The organism is Paenibacillus agilis, assembly GCF_007786455.1.
In the GTDB taxonomy this organism is placed as follows: domain Bacteria; phylum Bacillota; class Bacilli; order Paenibacillales; family Paenibacillaceae; genus Paenibacillus_B; species Paenibacillus_B agilis.
Genome location: NZ_VNJK01000001.1, coordinates 1807931 through 1827390, shown reverse-complemented (window position 1 = coordinate 1827390; position 19460 = coordinate 1807931). Strand labels below are relative to the sequence as shown.

Annotated in this window: 28 protein-coding genes; 1 reads left to right on the top strand and 27 read right to left on the bottom strand. The window is 43.1% G+C overall.

The window, feature by feature from the left end; all coding sequences use genetic code 11:
• Positions 1-2: 2 nt before the first annotated feature.
• The 17 genes from FPZ44_RS08235 to FPZ44_RS08165 form a co-directional block, all read right to left on the bottom strand.
• Positions 3-308 (bottom strand): hypothetical protein, encoded by a 306-nt coding sequence (locus FPZ44_RS08235; protein ID WP_144989150.1) that lies wholly within the window; start codon positions 306-308, stop codon positions 3-5.
• A gap of 12 nt (positions 309-320) precedes the next feature.
• Complete coding sequence (locus FPZ44_RS08230) at positions 321-848, bottom strand: phage major tail tube protein (protein ID WP_144989148.1); 528 nt, start codon at positions 846-848, stop codon at positions 321-323.
• Between the two features lie 15 nt (positions 849-863).
• Positions 864-2291 (bottom strand): phage tail sheath family protein, encoded by a 1428-nt coding sequence (locus tag FPZ44_RS08225; RefSeq protein WP_144989146.1) that lies wholly within the window; start codon positions 2289-2291, stop codon positions 864-866.
• Positions 2281-2805 (bottom strand): hypothetical protein, encoded by a 525-nt coding sequence (locus tag FPZ44_RS08220; protein ID WP_144989144.1) that lies wholly within the window; start codon positions 2803-2805, stop codon positions 2281-2283. Before FPZ44_RS08220 ends, FPZ44_RS08225 begins: the two co-directional genes overlap by 11 nt.
• A gap of 1 nt (position 2806) precedes the next feature.
• Positions 2807-3373: a phage tail protein gene (locus FPZ44_RS08215; protein WP_144989142.1), complete on the bottom strand. Its 567-nt coding sequence runs from the start codon at positions 3371-3373 to the stop codon at positions 2807-2809.
• Positions 3370-3702, bottom strand: a complete 333-nt coding sequence (locus FPZ44_RS08210; RefSeq protein ID WP_144989140.1) for a hypothetical protein — start codon at positions 3700-3702, stop codon at positions 3370-3372. The genes FPZ44_RS08215 and FPZ44_RS08210 overlap by 4 nt, the downstream gene beginning before the upstream one ends.
• On the bottom strand, positions 3695-4000 hold the full coding sequence (locus tag FPZ44_RS08205; RefSeq protein ID WP_144989138.1) for a hypothetical protein: 306 nt from the start codon (positions 3998-4000) through the stop codon (positions 3695-3697). Before FPZ44_RS08205 ends, FPZ44_RS08210 begins: the two co-directional genes overlap by 8 nt.
• Before the next feature lie 13 nt (positions 4001-4013).
• Positions 4014-5048 carry a major capsid protein gene (locus FPZ44_RS08200; protein ID WP_144989136.1) on the bottom strand — a complete coding sequence of 345 codons (1035 nt, stop codon included), beginning with the start codon at positions 5046-5048 and terminating at the stop codon, positions 4014-4016.
• 12 nt (positions 5049-5060) lie between these two features.
• Entirely contained in the window at positions 5061-5444 is a 384-nt protein-coding gene (locus FPZ44_RS08195; protein WP_144989134.1) for a head decoration protein, read from the bottom strand.
• The gene (locus tag FPZ44_RS08190; protein ID WP_144989132.1) at positions 5444-6610 is read right to left on the bottom strand and encodes a head maturation protease, ClpP-related; all 1167 of its coding nucleotides are present in this window, start codon (positions 6608-6610) and stop codon (positions 5444-5446) included. The genes FPZ44_RS08195 and FPZ44_RS08190 overlap by 1 nt, the downstream gene beginning before the upstream one ends.
• A complete protein-coding gene (locus FPZ44_RS08185; protein ID WP_261378249.1) occupies positions 6588-8033 on the bottom strand; it encodes a phage portal protein in 1446 nt (481 codons plus the stop codon). Before FPZ44_RS08185 ends, FPZ44_RS08190 begins: the two co-directional genes overlap by 23 nt.
• A 149-nt stretch (positions 8034-8182) precedes the next feature.
• A complete protein-coding gene (locus FPZ44_RS08180) occupies positions 8183-8407 on the bottom strand; it encodes a DUF6148 family protein (RefSeq protein ID WP_144989128.1) in 225 nt (74 codons plus the stop codon).
• Positions 8408-8430: 23 nt separating this feature from the next.
• Positions 8431-10269, bottom strand: a complete 1839-nt coding sequence (locus FPZ44_RS08175; RefSeq protein WP_186785963.1) for a phage terminase large subunit family protein — start codon at positions 10267-10269, stop codon at positions 8431-8433.
• Positions 10247-10774, bottom strand: a complete 528-nt coding sequence (locus FPZ44_RS26410; RefSeq protein WP_186785962.1) for a hypothetical protein — start codon at positions 10772-10774, stop codon at positions 10247-10249. The genes FPZ44_RS08175 and FPZ44_RS26410 overlap by 23 nt, the downstream gene beginning before the upstream one ends.
• 263 nt (positions 10775-11037) lie before the next feature.
• Entirely contained in the window at positions 11038-11358 is a 321-nt protein-coding gene (locus tag FPZ44_RS08170) for an FmdB family zinc ribbon protein (protein ID WP_144989124.1), read from the bottom strand.
• A 19-nt stretch (positions 11359-11377) separates the two neighbouring features.
• Entirely contained in the window at positions 11378-11512 is a 135-nt protein-coding gene (locus FPZ44_RS26800) for a hypothetical protein (RefSeq protein WP_261378248.1), read from the bottom strand.
• 475 nt (positions 11513-11987) lie between these two features.
• Positions 11988-12173: a hypothetical protein gene (locus FPZ44_RS08165; RefSeq protein WP_144989122.1), complete on the bottom strand. Its 186-nt coding sequence runs from the start codon at positions 12171-12173 to the stop codon at positions 11988-11990.
• A 645-nt stretch (positions 12174-12818) separates the two neighbouring features.
• Here FPZ44_RS08165 and FPZ44_RS08160 point away from each other — a divergent pair.
• Positions 12819-13583: a hypothetical protein gene (locus FPZ44_RS08160; RefSeq protein ID WP_144989120.1), complete on the top strand. Its 765-nt coding sequence runs from the start codon at positions 12819-12821 to the stop codon at positions 13581-13583.
• Between the two features lie 426 nt (positions 13584-14009).
• Here the strand turns inward: FPZ44_RS08160 and FPZ44_RS08155 are convergent, their stop codons facing one another.
• From FPZ44_RS08155 to FPZ44_RS26405, 10 genes are all read right to left on the bottom strand, one after another.
• Positions 14010-14840 carry a hypothetical protein gene (locus tag FPZ44_RS08155; RefSeq protein WP_144989118.1) on the bottom strand — a complete coding sequence of 277 codons (831 nt, stop codon included), beginning with the start codon at positions 14838-14840 and terminating at the stop codon, positions 14010-14012.
• Between the two features lie 266 nt (positions 14841-15106).
• Positions 15107-15595, bottom strand: coding sequence for a hypothetical protein (locus FPZ44_RS08150; RefSeq protein WP_144989116.1), 489 nt, complete (start codon positions 15593-15595; stop codon positions 15107-15109).
• Between the two features lie 117 nt (positions 15596-15712).
• A complete protein-coding gene (locus FPZ44_RS08145) occupies positions 15713-16075 on the bottom strand; it encodes a hypothetical protein (RefSeq protein WP_144989114.1) in 363 nt (120 codons plus the stop codon).
• Positions 16076-16080: 5 nt separating this feature from the next.
• On the bottom strand, positions 16081-16350 hold the full coding sequence (locus FPZ44_RS08140; RefSeq protein WP_144989112.1) for a hypothetical protein: 270 nt from the start codon (positions 16348-16350) through the stop codon (positions 16081-16083).
• Between the two features lie 5 nt (positions 16351-16355).
• On the bottom strand, positions 16356-16538 hold the full coding sequence (locus tag FPZ44_RS08135) for a hypothetical protein (protein WP_144989110.1): 183 nt from the start codon (positions 16536-16538) through the stop codon (positions 16356-16358).
• Complete coding sequence (locus tag FPZ44_RS08130) at positions 16535-17149, bottom strand: HNH endonuclease signature motif containing protein (protein WP_144989108.1); 615 nt, start codon at positions 17147-17149, stop codon at positions 16535-16537. Before FPZ44_RS08130 ends, FPZ44_RS08135 begins: the two co-directional genes overlap by 4 nt.
• 2 nt (positions 17150-17151) lie before the next feature.
• Positions 17152-17382: a hypothetical protein gene (locus FPZ44_RS08125; protein ID WP_144989106.1), complete on the bottom strand. Its 231-nt coding sequence runs from the start codon at positions 17380-17382 to the stop codon at positions 17152-17154.
• Positions 17379-17783 (bottom strand): hypothetical protein, encoded by a 405-nt coding sequence (locus FPZ44_RS08120; RefSeq protein ID WP_144989104.1) that lies wholly within the window; start codon positions 17781-17783, stop codon positions 17379-17381. The genes FPZ44_RS08125 and FPZ44_RS08120 overlap by 4 nt, the downstream gene beginning before the upstream one ends.
• Before the next feature lie 5 nt (positions 17784-17788).
• A complete protein-coding gene (locus tag FPZ44_RS08115) occupies positions 17789-18415 on the bottom strand; it encodes a hypothetical protein (protein ID WP_144989102.1) in 627 nt (208 codons plus the stop codon).
• A 94-nt stretch (positions 18416-18509) separates the two neighbouring features.
• Positions 18510-19460 carry a hypothetical protein gene (locus FPZ44_RS26405; protein WP_186785961.1) on the bottom strand — a complete coding sequence of 317 codons (951 nt, stop codon included), beginning with the start codon at positions 19458-19460 and terminating at the stop codon, positions 18510-18512.

Here is a 19460-nt window from a genome sequence, read left to right as displayed (position 1 = left end):
ACCTATCCTAAAAAAAAATTCTGAGCATTTACTGTTAGTACTACAAAATCCTTGCCCTTGACTTTATCAGCAAATTCAAACGGCAATCCTGCTGCTCTCGCTGCTGTAAGTATTTGATAATGCTTTGAATACTCCCTCACAGCAAGTGCCTGATCTATGGTGGTAGATTCATTGGCTCTAGTAAATATGTTGTCGATTTCAATTAAATCAGCAGCCGTCAATGAATCAAAATCAAGGCTTACTTTTTCAATCCTTTCTCCATTAAGCTTAACAGGAGAACGGAGGTCATAATTTATTACTGTACTCATCAAATCAGCCCCCTATAAGCCCAAAATGCTGCGACGACGGGCAAGATAATCTTTGCCATTGACATTGTAAATAGAATTGAGCTGGTCTATTTCGTATAGCACGCGGCTGTCTTCCTCGTTTTTGAGGTAACTACAGGACATAACAGTATTTCCATCCATTGCTGAAGCTCCTTCAACTTTACCAAGAGCATGGCTTATAGTAGTTGCTCGGAATGTAACTGTTTTACCGACTTCTAGCGTCTCCTGTGCAACCTTATCGAAAACTTGAATGGCCGCTCTAAGCACAATGAAATGCGAATTAGGTGCTAGTAACCTTGTCGCCTCTTGTGTTGACGTTGTACGCCAGTTCATTGTAAGTGTCATAGGTTCAAAATACCCAGGTGTGGTGGATTCAATTACACCAGCAATTCCGGCCCCTTTTAGACTTTCCGTTGGCATCTTAATTTCTGGTAATTGCACAAGTGCTGTCCCCAGATGCGTATTCCCATTCAACCAAACGGTATACTGAATTACTTTTTCATCGATCCGTGTAAGACTCATGATTTCCTCTCCTTTCTATGCCGCCAATTCAAGCGCTTGGATATACGCTGTGTCAAATTCAAAATCAAATTGAATATTTTCACCGATACCAGGGAAGCCGACTCTTACATGGAAACGAATCTTGCCTTCGATAATTTGTGACGCCGGATTGCTATCAGTACTAAACGTGCATTCTCCGCCAATAATTGCCCCCATGGAAACGAGGCTGTTGAAATACATGTTGTGCTTGGAGACCACCATCTCAATAAAACGACGAGTGATGTTCGCGTCCACATTTGCCCAAGTCTCAGTTATAAGACGGTTTCCAATCCAAAACATCATCCGCTTTGCGTGGATGAAGACATCTTTCATGCTTGTTACATTTGAGTCCGGGAAAATAGATGTGCGATTACCCCACGCTCTCTGGCCGCCAATGAACGACAACATCGTCGAGATGCCCGCTCCGTTAAGCTCGTTGGCTTCGTCAATCCCGAGATCTACAGGCGTTCCATCTGCAAGCACAAGTCCATCAATATTGGCGCTTCTATTTGATGGCGAAGTGTACGGAATTCCTTGGTTGCTCAAGTCCATCTGACTAATTACACCCGCCATATGGGTGCTCATATGATATATGAGACCGCTCTTCATGACTTTCGGCCAGTACAACAATTGTCCTGGGTCTCCGACTGGCTTGGACTCAATAGCCTTTTGACGTGTCTTAATTGTTTTGGAGTCAACGTCTACAAGCGTTATGGCCTTAAAAAGACCGTTGATCTTTTGCGATTTTACTCTCATCGCCGTTGCGACGGCTGCATCTACAGAAAACTTAGGAGCCAGCACCACGCTAGGAACAAGGTGTAATTTCGGAACGATCGTATCGAATAATTCAAAGCCAGTACGCTTGCCCGTTGTGGCATCCACGGCACCAATAAAGTCAGTACCTTTAACTTTTGTCGGATCAAACACGTCATAAGACAGTGCAAGGCCCGTCGTTGGAAGAGTGACGGAACTGCCCGCAAGAATCGTAATGACAAGCTTTCCGTCCTTGTTGAGTTCAGCTGAATAGTCGGTACCTTTCACAAGATCGGCTGTACCTTTCTTGATTTTTACGCTTTCGATGTTCGGGTACTCGATATCAGTAACCGTTACATTTTCAGCTATATCCAAGGTGCCTGTCGTAGCTTTTTTATGCACTGCTTTATCAGCTACGTTTATGAAGATAGCGTGCGATTGCCCATATAACCCAAAGTGAGATTGCAAGCACTCTGACACCGTATAAGTTTCAAAGTCCTTCGAATAACCAAACACCTTTACGCCTTCATCAAAGGACTTTATTACCACTGGCGTCTGCACTGGACCCAACGGAGCTGTTACATAAAAGACCGTTACAGATGACTTCAAACTATTCTGTACGGTCTGTTTTACTTCCAATTCGTTTACATACACACCATGTTTAAATGCCATGAATTATCTCAACTCCTCGTTCTGGAATTACGCCTTGACAATTCCATGTAGTGAACGCTTGTCCGAACCACATTGGATAAGCTTGTTCGTCTGGAATTTCCCATTTATACGGCATGCTTAGTTCATATCGTCTATCGATAATCCCCTGCCTAAGTAGAGCTATTTTTACACGTTCCATTAAATTGATAAGGTCATATGCTCCGTCGGCAGATAGCTGCGAGGATTTGTCATCCGATATGCTGTATACACCGAAAGTAATCAGCACATCGATTTTAGATGATAGAATGCCTGCTTCTGGACCGCTTTCAATTCCGCTCAATGCCCGGACAAACACATACGGAAAGTCGTCCTTTTTCACGTTGGCTGGGTCGGGCTTAGGATCTTTGAAAGGCGTTGACCAATCAAAGATGTTGGGCGGTTTGAATGTGCCGTCTTTGCCTTGAACGGCAGCATAATTAGATAATTCCAATCGAAGATAATCGTTCAGTGCCTTTACTAACAATGGCGCTGTCATTCTACTTCATCCTTTCAAAAACCCGCTTCATCTCATGATCTAGGCGTTCACCCATTCTACGCTTTGATTCATCCTGCATATGCTCGACAACTCCTGGCTCCCCTAACATACTAGGGATTGATGGACCATGAAGCTGCTCAACTTTCGCACGACGAGCCGGGCCTGTTCTAATAAAAACACCTGGTGCATACTTGCCGAGATTCGCGACAAATGCACCAGGTACATTCTTCATTCCACCTCGTTTAACAGCCGCTCTCAACATACGCGGCTGTTTTCGCGGGGGCTTGCCGGGTGTAGTTTTAAACTGTATCAGGGGGATGTTTCTTCCGCTTGCATGGAGAATCGCTGTTAATCTCGTAGGATTCGCTTTGATGACGCGAATCTCACGAAGTACTGTGCCATACTTGATGTTGTAAGTCTCTTTGATCTTCCTAGCAGCCTCTGTTCGTACCCCCGGCGCAGTTCGATTTAAGGCAGCAGAAAAAGCCCTCGGCACAGCTTTCTCAACGCGCTTCAGGCTTTTGGTTACTCCTATTAAATCATCAAAGGTTTGTGTTAAACGGATCATGACTGATTACAATCAAGCATAACCTCGACTATGCCCACGTTTGGAATTACCTTTCTCACGGTACAAAGCAGCCCGTCAAATTCCATCGGTTGGTTTTCAACTGGTATATAACCGAGATCGATTTCCTTAATAAAGAATGTAATATTGGTCAGATACACCCCGTGAGCATCAAAATCATTACTACCCGATGTGGAGAGTGATGGCCGCTCATGGATAATCTCGTTATCAACGACGACTGTGTAAATCTTGCCATCTATGTTGTGGGGCTCGCCAAATTCGTCGGGATTGATAAAGACGGCCATGTCTGCAGCAACGATATTCTTAAACATCGCTGTTCAGCCAATCCTCGTATTGCTTCACGCGATCTTCTGCTTTTCCTGCTGGTTCCATGCCACGAAGCTCAAGGTATTTCTTCTGATCAGGAGCTCCCAAGCCAGCAAACTCCTCCACAGTCACATCGACATCATCAGTGATGTCGATGATATCCAAATCAAGTCGCTCGGCTGCGCCCACATCAATCAAACGCTGAGCTTCTTCTTCTGTTAAATTCCTAATTGGCTCGCCGGGAGCACTTTTCTTACCATTATGAGAAACTATAAATTTAGCTTTTAATGTTGTTGTGGTCATTAGATACCCTCCCCTATAGGACTTTGGCTACTACCCATCCGTCCACATTGGCCGGAACAGCTAATGGACGCGACAGCATCTGTAACCAACGTTGTGCTGGCTCAATTGTCACCCAAGTTTGCGGCGTGATTTTACCCATGACTCGCATGAATTCCTCCGTTTTCTTATCCATAATAATATTTGCACCATAATGGATAGAAAACTTCTCTTGACTAGAAAGCATTGCAAGTGTTCCTGCTGGAATGAATGGTACCTCTTTATTCTCATCGTTTGTGTACTTGCCAGTGTAACTGTAAATATGAACCCCCACATCTCGTAAGTATCCATGATAAGTGACACCTCTAGGCAACAATGTAGTGTCAATTTTACCAATATCAAGCCCATCATTTTTAGCAAGTTCAAGGATTTTAGGATGACGAACGATAGATACCGCAGTGTTATAGTCAGTTAATACAACGTCTGGCGTCGATGCTTCTTTATCTACAATCATTTGACGCCATTCTGTTAAAAACTTAATTGGATCGGAGGCTGGATTACTGAACAAATCAGTACCAGAGAGTGTAACAAAGTTAGTGAAGTCATAGTCAATTACTTGGCTAACACCTTCACCGATTTGTGTTACTTTACCAGTAAACATTAATTCCGCAGCTTGCTGTATCAATCGACGCGTGATTGCATCTCTCAAATCGATAATATCTTTCGCCAACAACCTACGGGCACGAACTTCTGGAGGAATAGGGTTAATTAGACTTTCGCCCGCGCTTCGTGTTCGCAAGTCAATGGACGTTATTGGTATAGCTGGTTTGATCAATGCTGGTTTATATTGATTTGCTGTAAATCCTGTGCGCAGAATAACTTTACCTGGTTGTAGTTCAGAAACATACGGCGCTATCGATTTACTACCCTTTACAGTTTGAACTTCTACATATTCAGTTTCAAACTCTTCGCCATCTTGAAAAAATGTATCAAGTATATAAGTATTGGGTGATGGGAGTGCCCCGATTACTTTTAATAGTGTAGGAAAAGAGTAAATATCTTTGATACCCATGTAAAACCCTCCTTATTTTACGACCCGCTTCGTATAGATTTTTGCATTGTTAAGTGCTGCCTCATGGATTGCGATTGAATCCGTACCCCCAAATTTCAGCGCTTCACGGTTAAACTCACCTGATGTATAAGCCGTTGCACGCTGCTTTGTTAATGTGGCGTCAACCTCTACGTCAGCCAATACCCCAACAGGCACTTTTGCTTCAGCTGCCGTCGCGGCAGAATTAACAATCGTACATATCCATGTACCATCAACTTCAAAACCTGTGCGAGCCAACACCGTTCCTCGGTCATACTTCGCCCCTGCCGCTTGGTTAATAACGATAGACTGAGTGACTATCGGTTGAACCATACCCGCGATTAAATTATCATAAGGTACGCTTTGATATGCTGGCATTACTTACGACCTCCTAACATATTATCGATTTCACTTTTGATAGCTTCGGCTTCAGCATCAGAAACAGCATCTTGATTTTGATCCAAAGGTGCCTCATCTGATTCGACTTGATGAGCTCCGCTATTTTGTGAGTCTTTCAGGCGCTTATCTCCTTGCTCCGTAACTCTTGCCGCTGAAGCTTGTACGATCTTGATAGCCGCTTCACCCGCTGTTGTCCCATTCTCGATTGCTGCGGCTACTATTTCAGCAGCTCCCGGCGAATTAGCTAGTGCGTTCAGAGCAGTGATTCGAGAGCGTTCTGCATCTTGTCCCTCTTTAAATGCTGCGTTGAAGATATCGGGGTACTGTGCTTTTAATTGATCCAAATCCATATTCTTCGGTTCCTCCTTCGTTTCCGGTTCTTGATCGGAATTGCATTCCTCAATACTGTTCGTTAATTGAGTTAAATCTGTTATGTTTGGAAAAATTGCGGACAAATCTAAGCCTTCGAACGGATTTTTCTCTCCATTACTACCACTCTTGACATCAACTCCACCCTTAAGCATTGCTGAAATCACTACGTCACGGAGTTTTGCTTCTACATCAGGCGGAATTTCACCGCTAGTCAGGCTGTTGGAAACAGCAATGAGTGAGTTAGTTTCATCGAAAAGGATTCCATCAGCAAAGCCTAACTCAACTGCCATTTGTGGATTCATCCAAGTTGTTTTATTCATCAAATCAAGTAATTCATCTGTACTCTTGCCTGTTTTAAGTCGATATGCATTGGTTATTGCAACATCTGTGCTTTTTAACATTTCAACATTACTGGAATGAGTATTTTTATCCCCTTCAGTCCATGTACTAGCATTGTGAATCATCAACTGCGATGTCGGCGACATCATAAGAACGTCAACACCCATTAAAAAAAATGAAGCAGCACTAGCCGCAAAACCCGTAACTTTTCCCGTCTTCTTTCCTGTATACTCTTTCAATATTGTATAGACTTCGGAGCCGGCAGACACAGAGCCCCCTGGAGAATTGACATAGAGTTCAACATCTTCTCCACGCGCATCATCTAACTCTTTTGAAAGCTTAGACGCACTAATACAAGGCATCCCGAGCCAGTCATACAACCAAGTGCTGCCGTCGCCAATTACGGGTCCGTTAAGTTTGATCTTCTTCGGCATTTTCTTCTTCACCCCCCTCCGCGATGTTCTTGTCAACGGTTAATCCATATTGCTCACGCAAGTCCTTCTCATAAGCAAGCTGGCGTACGTTGGATTCGTACTCTGTTCCTGTCAGCTCAGCAGCTTCACGCTGCCTTGTACTAAATCCATTTTCAACACGAATAACAGCCGCATTAGCTTCCTTGACTGGATCAAGCTGCCCTTGAGATGGACCGTGCCATTCCGCCTGAGTGTAAGCTTTAAAGATGATAGGATCATCGAAGAAGCCCGGCGCATCGATGCGCCCCTTGATTACTGCTTCTGCAAACCATTCCTCATAAATCGGCTGACAAAAGTCCCACGCCATCCAAGCTCGGCGCATGCGGAACATCTTCCAGGCTTCGAGCAAGGCTGCGCGAGATGCGGAGTATGAAGCCGTGAAGTGCTTAAGTAGCAACTCATACGGAACTTCTAGTGACGCCCCAACTTGCCGAAGTATCGACGTTACAAATGGATCAAACTGAGCATTTGGACGACCAGGATTAGCTATGTTCACCTTCTCGCCAGGGCGCAAAATTTGGACAGCGCCATTACCTAGGCGCAGCTCATCGTCGCTAGTTGGTATTGGTTCACCAGTCGGATTATCTGTTGGAGGGACAGCGAACTCATCAGGATCATCAGTTTCAGACTCAATAAATACTGTAAACATCCCGCTAATGACAGCTGCCATCAACTCCGCTTCCGTGTACCGCTCTAATTGCTTCAAAGACTCGATAACGGGAGCAAGAATTGGAACACCCCGGCGTTGCTCTGGTCGTTCTGCCTCCATCAAATGCAGCACGTTTCTGCGTCCACTCTCTTTGCCTACCACTTCTACCCGCTGCCACTTCATCGGCTTCAGGTTATACGATCCCGGATGCTTGTCTGAAAACCAATAAGCAGAGACCATGCCGTCTTTATCGACTTCAACACCATTGCTGATACGACCGTATTTGCTAACATCCAGATTTCGAGGATTACTGCATCGGTCAGCCTCAAGAATGCGTACACGAAGGTCATACAAAGCGTGTTTCCGTGGTAGCAAAGGAAGTAAGGCGAACACGTCACCGCTCATCATCTTGGACAAGAAAGCCAGTTGCTGTAACTCGTAGAAATTGTGCATGCCTGCAGCATCACAATCCTTCGATTCAGCCCATAGAGCAAATTCACGCTCTATCTGACGCTTCAACTTCTTAGCATCTTCCTCACTTAGACGCAAAAAATCGGCATCAAAGGATGGCTTTAAACGCAACCCCGTGCCGATAACATTTGTTCTTAGTGTTTTTAATGCCCCGTTCGATAAAGCACCACCCATAAATAGATCACGTGCTCGCGGTCTGAGCGCTTCAAGGTTTTCGTGAATATCAGCTTCTGCATCACCAGCACTAGGATTCCATGCTTTCATGGACTTCTTGCTCCTGCTTGCTCCGTGATCTCCATAGCCTTGATTGACAATCTGTAGTAGTTTTTGATTTTGATAAGCCTCTAAGCGAGCCCGCTCCCTTTTGGCTGCCCATCTTGGCGATACAGCGCTAATTGCACTTTCTATCCAATTCATGAATCGATAGGAACATAGCGTCTCATCCTGCTTTTGCGCCTGCCACTTGCAAGATTCACTTGATTCTGCCAGTAGCTAATTTGTCGTCTGACTTCACCAACATTCGCACGTGTTAGCATATGTGTCCCTATTTTGTAAGACTGAGATGTTGAAAGTGCTAAGTCAGCCGCAAGCCATGCGTCCAAGTGCTTCTGTGCTACCTCTTTCGTATATAGTGCCATTCCTTTTTCACCCCCATTGTAGGTTAAACGCTGCTAGAAGTGCCGCGGCGTCGATTTGAAGACCTTGCTACTACCTGGCGCTGTGGATCGAAACAATACGGAGCCATTCTATTCAAGTCAAATTTCAAAAGCTCGATTACACCACGATTATAGACGGCTAAGTCAAACGGCTCGTTCCGGTCCCTTATTTGTACCCAAGTCCTATACTCGACTCCGTCCATTCGCTTTTTCTTCTGAACTTCTGAGAGCAAGCCAAGAAAATATTCGTGCGTATAGCCCTTTTCCTCTCGCGGGAAATGACAATATAACGGTCCCGGTTCTTCAACTTTCAAACTGTCCATAACTTTTGTTTTTCCGTCGTCAACTCCGAGGGATATCAACGTAGCTTTCTGCAACTGAGTTTTCGAGTGGCCTGCTATAAACGGTATGTACTTGGCCGTCTTAGGTCCTATTCCTCGGCCTTTAATTGCAAAAATCTTTCTTGAATTACGAGGTGCCGTGAACTCATAGACCTCTTTCGTGAAGTGTCCGCCCGAATCTATGAATGCTCCCACTATCGGAAATTCTTTGCCATCGAAGCCTGTCCATCTACGCTTTAGGTACTCATCTAACTCATTCCATGCAGTATCTTGGTGTAAGTCCCCATAGATACGGTGGTATTCGATGCGCCAAGATTCTTTTCCAGCGCCCCACCCAATAACTTCAACTTCAAAACGGTCATTTTGTGTATCGACTGCTGCTGTGAGCACTTTTACACCTTCAGGCACATCGTATTCATAGGTTTCCTGACGATTCATCAAGACAGTTTCATCGATTTTGGTTTTGTTTTCTTCCCAAGGCTCGCCTAAAACGGTGTTGATGAAAACTTTTAACTTGTCCACGCCTTCGCGTTTCGCAATCAAGAATTTCTTTGCTACCTCACGCCAGTCAGACCAGGGGCTCGCTAATTGGTTGATATGAAAGCCCCGCCGCTTTGTGTGTATTTTTGCCGCAATCCATGCGCCTTGGCCCCGCTTCCAATCCTTCTCGCTGCCTAATAATCCACAAAATTCACATCGGCACTCTGCTTTAGTTACAACAATTTCGCCACTTTCAGATTCGTAATGCTCAAACACAATTCGATCTTTAAATTTTAGCGGCTGTAACTCACCACAATGAGGACAAGGCAAGTTCCACTGCTCCATTGAGCTGTCCTTGTATAGCTCATAAATGCGTGATGTTTCTGCATCAACGGGAGTTGAAACGAACAAATGACGCCGCTTGTGTTTAAATGTTGTCGTCCGTGCGATAGCTAGTGAAATCGGGTCTCCTTCTTTTCCTGATGAAACAGGGAACCTGTCCACCTCATCACAAAGGACAACTTGAACTGGTCGTGAGGATAGGTCAGCAGGTACGTTCGCTCCAACGATGGTTACATACCCACCTGGGAACGACTTATCCTCTATGGTGTTGCTACTATCTCGCGACTTAGATACCCCGACCTTCGCCCGTAATGCATCACTGCTATTAATCATTGGTGTAAGACGTTTTTTTGAGTAAGCTTGAATCAAGGAATCGTTCGGCAAAACATGCATTATTGGACAAGGATCCTGATCGATGTACGAACCTGTCACATTTAACAGAAATTCTGTTTTCCCGACTTGAGCCGATGCCATAATAGCGACTTCTTCCCACGTTTCAATCGAATCCATGATTTCTCGTTGATAGGGCGCACGGTCAGTTCTCCACGGTCCTGCTTCCGCGCTGCTCTCGGTAGTCAAGATGCGGTTAGCATCAGCCCACTGGGACACTGTTAATCTACGCTTAGGCTCCCAGTCCTTATTTGCTTGTGCAAATAGTTCAATTGTCTTTTGAGATACCATCGCCAATTTCGCCCCCAATCTTGTCCGGGGTGTACTTCGCCAAAGAAGACAGCGCAACCTCGATATCTCGTCGAACAATCGCTTCAACCACATCAGCAGTTTCATTTTCACACTCCGTTGCAATTCTACTAGGCACGCCTAACAATCTTGATTTTGTAGTCAAGATCAGATCAGCCAGCAACGCTTCAACGTCAGAAGCAACATGCAATTCATTTTTTAACCTTAAGAGTTCGAGTTCTGCCTTCTCAGCCTTTGTCTTTTCTAGTGCCGTCTTAAAATCAATAAGGCGTGGCTTCTCGTCTTCTTCTTTTCCACCCGCTACATGTTCGCAATAAGCTTGGATAGATTCGCCTAGCAAATACTTTCCACGACCATACTTTTTCAACACCCCATCCCGCGTAAGCTGGCGTATCCACTGAGGAGTTTTTCCGACGATAGCAGCTAATTCAGACGTTTGCACTTCCGTATCAACGATGTTTTCCACTTTCGCTTTTTCCTTGGACACTTTTCCCGCCTCACTTTCGCTTTTGAATGGATTTTAGTTATGTTGAAAATCGGTGCATTAGATGAAGAAAAAATTAAAAAAGCCTTCGATCTGAGCTGCCCTAAACGAAAGCGAAAGTGAAAATTTTCAACTAAAACTAGCGGCATTTCGGGGTCGCACGCACCCGCACCTATTTTGAGACCCCCAAAGGACCCGTCTTTTGCCCCTATTTGCCCCGCTGATGGGTGGTGTAATGGTGCAGATCATCCAGATACATCAACGCCTTACGTACGCTTCTGATTGATCGTTTGCTTAAGCTCTTCCATCATCTTACCAAGCTGTTCCTTTGCTTCATCGATGCGCTTGTTCAGTTCGTCCAATGCATCCATGGTCTTTGTTCTTGGCAGCCTAGCATATAAAGCTCTCAACTTACGCTGCTGCTCTCTAATAGATGGATCGCTATAACAAACGTTGAACTCTCCACCACAATGAGGACAAATGAAATACGTCTCCTCTATGTTAGAGTCATCTTCCAACCGACGCGTAAGAGCATTGACTTCGAACTCTTCCTTACAACTACTACAATCTACTATCCTATCCTTCATGAGCCTGAATCCAGTAATGTTAATCACCCCAAGTATCCAAGTGTACAAGTACTGCTACAACTATAAGAACGATTACCAACCATAATGGCCAGTAATATATGAGCTTCTGCCCTTCTGTCATATGGATCATGTCATGAATGAACGTTTCGATCATTTCCATTCACCTCTAATACAGCGCGGTATCTTACATATCTGCTTATAACCCAACCATTCGCCCCATACGCATCCTTTACATAAAACAGGCTGCTGCTGCTTTTGCTTTTGAGGGGATGCTTTATTTCTGTTTTTCTTACGCTGCTTACTCATATGACTGCTCCTTTCGTGGCAATAAAAAAACCACCCCGTTATGGAGTGGTTAGAACGTGCTATATGTGATTTAAGAGATTTAAAGATTTAAGGTCAAAGGCTTGCGTCCGTAAACGTCCGCTGCAAAATTGCTGCGCTCTTTGCTTTAAAAGCATACGTACTTTGTAACTATGGAGTAAGTACAAGACTATTTTACAAAGCCCCGAAAATACGAGTCAAGTTGGTGTAATTGCACCCTTTGTTAAATAGTCAATAAAATCATTCATTTGTTGCTGATAGCTCGTTAATTCGATACAAACGATTACTTGCAACGAACCATAACCCTACCTTTGCATTTCTGAAATAAGAGCTGCCATTTGCGTTCCATTGAATCCGCGTTGGGACATGACAACTGCTACGGCCTTTAGAATTGCAATGGCATCATCGTGACATATTGGATAGTCATTTAATAATCTGGCGTATTCATCTGCCTGTCCTTCAGATAAAACCATATCTGCTAAACCTTCCATTATGTTCACCCTCTATTAATTTATTTTTCTAAATAGAGTCACAATTCAAAACATTTATCGATATTTGATCTACGTAAACAGCTCGCCACAAAATGAACCCCTATTTCGATATCTAGGGTGAGAGGACTGCAGGCTTCTCACAAGTGGTGTAGCTAAATCCAAATTCGATAAAGGTGGTAATTTATATGTTTGAAGAAATCATCATGCAATTCATCAGCTTTGTTTCAAGCCTACTATTGTGGTGCATTGAGAACCCTGACAAAATCTACTATGCCGTCAGCTTTGCATTTCTGTTCAAAAGAAAACGAAAGGATGATGATCAGCCAAAGACGTAGTTTTGATTGAATGAAAAAGGCGAGATGAGTAACGCCCCGGTTAACACTGCTGGTAGCAGCCGTGCGTGTCAATCTCGCCTAATTCGATGTCTACAATATAACATGGGAAATGCACCATGTGGTCGTCAACAATCCCTCTTATTTATCATCCTTTCATCAAAAAAACAGATTACGTATTCACGCTTAACCGACAAAAGGCGCCATATTGCGATAAATCCATTTTAAACCTTTTGAACCATGGATCACCATTAGATGAAAAGATATACTTCTCTATGCAATGAATATATCTAATTTGAGAGGAATGGTATTTTTGAAGAAGTCACTATCTCGTGTTTTGTCATTACTTTTAGTAGTATGCATTGTGTTGGCCGCAGTACCAGTTTCAGCAGCAGCGTCTAGCAACGGTAACACACATGTAGTTTACAAGGACTATACTGACCTCGACGGGAACATAGTCGGTAAACAGAAAAAAGAGTTTACTATTGGCTCTCCTGTTATCGATTCCAACGGAACAAAACACACAACAGTTAATGAAACTATATCCTATGAACTAAATGATAATTTCGACTTGAAAGATAAATTTACTACTACAACTCGTACAACTATCTTTTCCCAAGATGCACAAGGAAATAATTACATCAATAACGAGATAGTTAAACCTCTTGAAGTAAACGATCAAGTTTCTCCTCTTGACACTGGAGGTCATTGGAAATATACTTCCTATGATTGTGATTCTCCAACCCAATGCTACTTATACACTGGATCTGCGGTATCATTCGATTTAAAAGATGTCACTAATGCTTATAAAGCTAAATATGTACTTAAAAACACCACGAACAATCCTATGATATCTGACTTCAAACTCTACGCAACACAAGCCAATAATGCGGTTGGCGCATACTATACTGCCGGAACTGCTTACGCACTTGCTATTGCCGGAATAGCAGCTTTACCATTTGCAGGTGCTATTGGGGTGATAGTTGCTGGTGGAGGAGCTATAGCTTCTGCGTATCAAGGTTATAGTGCATGGAAAGACTTGAACGATGCAATGGCAAATGCTTATTCAATACTCTAATACAAAAAGAATGAAGTCCTTGCACTGTCGAGGACTTCATTCTTTAACTAAAATGTGAGGTGACATCGTTATATGTTTTTGCTTGCCCAATTTATTGCATCCGCAGGGATAGCCGTTAGCATCTACAGTATAATTGATTCAATCTCTGATGGTAGATCATATGGCTTACATATTTTAAATTTAATCTTATGGGTTGTGTATATCCTCTCTCTCTACACACCTTCACAAAAAAAGAAACGAGAACAACTCAAGGCTGATGAAGAAAAGTAACTATCTTATTATCAGCCCTGCTTTTACCTATTACTTGTATTTTGCCTTTCAAAAAAAGCCACGGGATTTGCTTCAAGTGTTCGTCATAAAAATTCATTCATTCCCACAGTATACTCAAAAATTTTTACTGTAAGTACAGGGAGGTCTGTATTTGTTTTAATCAAGTTCTTCTATAAAATCTTTAACAAGGTAGACGTAATTTATAAAAAAGGACATCAGGGTCGTATTATCACCCGAGCCAACTTCAACATTTGTATCACGTTGAAGAGTATTTCCTAGCAGACAAATTAATTCTCCGTCCCTAACAATATAGAGGGATTTCCCAGAACCCGCTAAAACTGTAGTGCCATCCCAATCTCCGGTCTTGTCATCCATTTCTAGAGGAAATTCTTTCATCCTAATGAGTTCACCATTTCGAAAAAGATAGACATACGAATCACCAGGTGCTGTTAATAAAGTAGCATCTGTCCATCCAGTGTCTTTTCCCTCTTCTATGTTAGTTATGGCATTCATCCGAATTAATTCATCACCTCTTACAATATAGAGGTGTTGTCCCGAACCATCCATAAGTTTTGCATCTTCCCAACGTGAACCATCTGGATCATTAGGATCATCGGGAAGAGGAACAGTTTCAAGTTCAAAGTTCAATTTAATAAGCTTACCATCTTTAATCACAAAAATATGCTGACCATCAGCACCAGCAATAAGTTTAGTGTCCCTATAACCTGGAACTGTTTTAAGTATTTCGAGTTCAGGGACAGTTTCTAATTTGTATAGATTATCCCCCACAACCAAAAAAACATATCGGTAATAAGCTAGTAGTGCAGTTGTGGTGTCATCTGAATTCTGTGTGTCATCCGGCACTGGGATACTTTGAATAATATTTCTAAGGTTATTTTGGTCTATTTTATATAAAATCTCATTTCGTCTTGGTTCAGGTATTAGACCTGTTGAATCATTTGGACTTATTGAATCTTTTTTATACATATGTCTATACAACTCCAGTCATTTATATTGCGTATTATCAACAGCAACATTTTATTCAGCTTCAAAACAATGACTAATACGGCCTCCGTTAGAATATCTTGTTTTCACAAAAATATTCGTCTCAAAACCGAAGTCAGTAAAATTTAGCCTATAAAAAGGACCTCATCCTCCATTTGGCGGTGGAATTTGAGGTCCTTTCGTTCATAGATTGCAATGTTCCCATTTCATGCGAACACTTTTGGGAGATCCTCTTTCAACTCTTATTTCTATACATTTTCTCGTTCGAAAAATCCCCACGTTTTCAACGTATTCGCTATAGCCTCAATACCTTTTTCAACTCTTCTATCTACCGTGCTGTCACTGTACCCGTCGGATTTGATTTTAGAAATAGCTTCCCCTCGACTCAGACCATGTATGTAGCGAAATTCAATTGCCTTTCTCGCCTCTGGAGTCCGTATAATACCTATAGCTCGTTTTAGAGTCATAGTGTAGAATACATATTCTTTGTAGACCCAACGCTGCTTTTCCATCAAAAGAACAGCATTTGAACTTTTGTCTGCATACAGGTCTTCTTGATCAATCCTTCGAGCTACCTCGCCATCGATTCCAACTTGCTGCAGTTCTTTTTCATATATTTCGAAGTCCTGTATCAATGAAACCATATCTATATACTTTTCGAGTAGGAACTTCGTGCGAGCTATCTCTTCTTTATTTGCCACAGCAAAAAGTTCACCTTGTCCCCACACCATCGCCATTCCCCTCATTCCTCTCGATATGTTAATATACATGAGAGGAAATCTCGCGCAACCCACCCTGTAGCCCGGCCAAGGATCAGCGGGGTGGGTTGCTTCTTTCTATAGCTAGGTGACGCTTCATTGCTTCCGTTCCCCGTAACGAGCCATCCTAGCAACAAAATGCGCCTTAGCAGCTTCGGTGTATGCTTCACTGCCCTTCGTGATGTTCATAATTTCTTCTAGCGCCTTATTCAATCTATTCAACTCTCCTTCCAAGACTGGCGCTTTCTCACATCGTTCCTTCTTCATCCTTTCAACAACCACATCCATTTGATCAAAATTGACATGTTGGAGAATAGTAGAGCTGGACGAAATAATCTCGGCCGCTACCGGGATTCCGTAGCCGTTTCTCTTAATATTGAAACTCTTAAGTTCCAAACTCTTAAGTTCCAAACTAACAACCTGTCCACTACGCAAATAAAAATCATACATTTTCGCCATCTGTATCAGCTCCTACTATTTTTTTGTCGTACCGCTGTCCTTAAAGACGAGAGTTCACAAAACCATTCTTCGTCGTTGGTGCTTAAAGCTAAATCAACAAGAAACGGATCGTACTCTCTTTGTGTACTGCTCAATAATTTTAAATGTCTGACTTTAGCTGTCCCCGAACAATCAGCATCTACGAAAAAGACCCTTGCGAGCTCTTCATCTGGAAGCATTTCTAAGACAAATCCATTTCCGAAACGTTCATATTCAACCCAATCGCCTACCTCCATTCAATCTAACCTCCGATTCTATTGTTCAAGATATCTAGCGCTTCACGATCAGTAAGACCGTGCTTGTCCCTAATTTCTTTGCCCAACTCTTTAAATTCTCCTATGGTCTTTATGGATTCCCTACGATGTTGATAGTCGGTAACTTGTTCCAAAGTGATATTTTTAAAGCCGTCACTTCTGTTCATCATCTCTTTTCTCTCCCTTTGCCCGACTTGGTCTTTCTTTTTCTCGCACTTCCAATACTCCGATAGATATCTGCTATAATGATGCCCGTTCTAGTCAGCTCCGCATTTTTCTGAATCAAGCCGTTCTTATTCATTACAGCGAGCTGCTGTCTGGATACTAAAATTAAATTACTTAGCTCGAAGTTGCGTCGATTTCCATCCCCAAAGATGACAATGTGACCTTTCGGAACTGCACCATTGTGTTGCTCCCAAATCAGAATGTGTTTACTTTTCCACTTGTTTGGGTCCGCTACTTTCACATCCACATAATCATCACCATTTACTCTTTCGGATCCCACTGGCCTGTAATTATGCGGTCTATGCCCCTTTTTAAATTGAGTGGCTTCACCGCCCTTATAAAGCCCTTTTGTACCTTTATTTGCAGGCTCATGACCTTTATTAAACCTTGCATCGATACCACTCTTAAGTCCATGATTCCTAATAAACGCTCTAATATGACTATTTTTACGAGTGGTACCAAACTGTACATTGAACAAATCAGTAAGCTCATTGACGTAACGCCCACTAACATTGTTGGTGATAAACTTAATCATCTCAGTTGTATAGCGGAACATGGTTATCCCTCCAACATCTTAGGCACAACGGTATCGGCATTCATCCTGTCATCCGCAAGTTTCTTCGCTTCCAGCACCAATGCCCCATTTGCTATAATTTGAGATGCAACACTTGTTACGGCCTTCGCTCTGTTAATCTCTTCTGCAAGTTTTTCACTAGTAAGGTCTTCTTCAGACAAGCGCTCCAGTTGAGCAAACAAATGGTTGTTTAAATCACCGAGTGTATTTTTCATGTCGAACTCGCCCCTTCTTCATCAAGCGGCTCTACTCGGAACCGCTTGCCTAGTATTTGAATCACATCGCCGCTTTTCGCTCCGTACAATTGCGCTTCTATAAACGTTAATTCGTTCAAATATTGCTCAGCCAATTTAGGCTCGGGAGCTTCCTGTATTTTGCGCCCAAGAGTTACTCCGTCCCACAATTCTCGTATCTCATCGACTTTGTGTAACACCTGGCCGAGCATCGGCTTCGATATTCTTGGATGACAACTGATAGCATCAATGAAGTGAGTCATTGCTGTTCCATATCCACAAGAGATATAGAAGTTTGCCCGGTCTATAAACTGCTCCAGCGTCATCCATTTGATATCCTGAAATTCTCTGACAATCATGCGTTCTTGCTTTTCTTTATCCATCCGAATCACCCTCCAGCTAAACGGTCAGCGACAAAGAAGTTGCCCCACTCATCACGTTCGAGATGAACATCTGTTGCTTGGCGAACTTTCATGAATTGGCCGCAATCGTAGCATTCGACATATGTCTCGCTAGGCGTTATATAGTGCTGTCCTTTTTTCTTGTTGCAACTCTTGTTTTTGCAAAAGTAAACGCAGCGATAATGAGGAACCCCATCTTTGTACTTGATCCCCGTTTTGTACCATTTAGGCTCTTCGCCGTTTTCTTCAACAGCTGCAGCAAGCTTTTCACCGACCGTCACGCCCAAGGTTCTCTCTGAGTTAATTAACGGGGGCTTAATTTTGCCGCCAGTAACCTCAATGGCCGTCAGTACATCTTTCATAGACATAGATAATTCGTTTCGCAATGAGATAGGAATATTGTTGATAGGAATAACGCGCTCTTCGGATAAAGCAGTAGCAGAAGCAGCATTGTTTACTACTATCATTGTTGGTTCTTTTAATTGTTCAGTTGGATTTTCAAATACACTGAACAATTTTGAGACAATTCCGCGTACATCTTCAGGCGTTGCACCCTTCATCTCGACTTCGCCCCGCGCTTTTCCTGTATTGACCTTTACTTTAATCCAGTTCATTTTCGTTCCTCATTTCCCCATGAGATGATAAAAATAAGATCGTACGTTCTGGATCAGGGCCGCAAAGGTTCCAACTCGCGGCCCCAAAACCCCGTTACTCGGATTTATTGATTATGAGTTTAGCAACTTCCTCTTTGTATTTGTTCCAACCTTTGCTGAGTTTGGAACTTGAAAGACCTAAGCCCTTACCGATCTCCATCCAAGTTACTTTGTTTTTTCGCTTAGTGAAGCACTCAGCCCAATCGATCGTCTTCCCGTCTACATCCGTACCTTCGATGACAGGCTTGTGCTCCAGGATGTAAGCTTCGATTTCTTCATCAGGGACTTCAATCTTATCGGCTGCATGTTCGGTTTCAGCTTCAGGAGTCGCTTGCTGCTGGCTATCAGTTTCCTCAGACGTTTCAGCCTGCTGTTCATCTTCTTGCTCATTCTGATTTTCATCAGGTGATTCAGTGGCTTCGGTTTTTGCAACTGCTTGTCCCTGACCTTGTCGCCATTCATCCCATGGCACCGCTAGTGGAGCGACACGCTTCCGGTACTCATCAAAGATGTCTGCAACCTTGCTCGCATCTACTCCTATTTCTTCGGCGAAGCTCATGTAAGTCTCTCCTCGACGTAAACGTTGAACCAAGGATGGGAAATAGTAAGGCATATCTTCGTAAGTTGTTGCCATACCTTCAGCGATAAAATCATCAACGATTTCCTTATCTATCTCGTGCTGCTCTTGCTTGATTTTTGTCTTGCCTTTAGGAGCGCCTTCAAGTTCCAATTCCAACTGTTCACCATCAGGCTTAACCTCAGACACAACCCCTGTATTATCAACCGTGTACGTTTTAATAGGCTTGTTCGTTTGGGCATTTACCGGAACGCTATAGCGGACAATAGTCGGATCCACACTCACCCGAACTTCGATGCCTAACATTTCATTCAAACGTTCAAATTGCCCTCTCAGCTCAGCACCTTCAACATTCAGAACAATCTCAACATCCCCATCTGGCTTCATCGTTGCCTTCTTTGTTAATGCTACGAAATCAATGTATCCCAT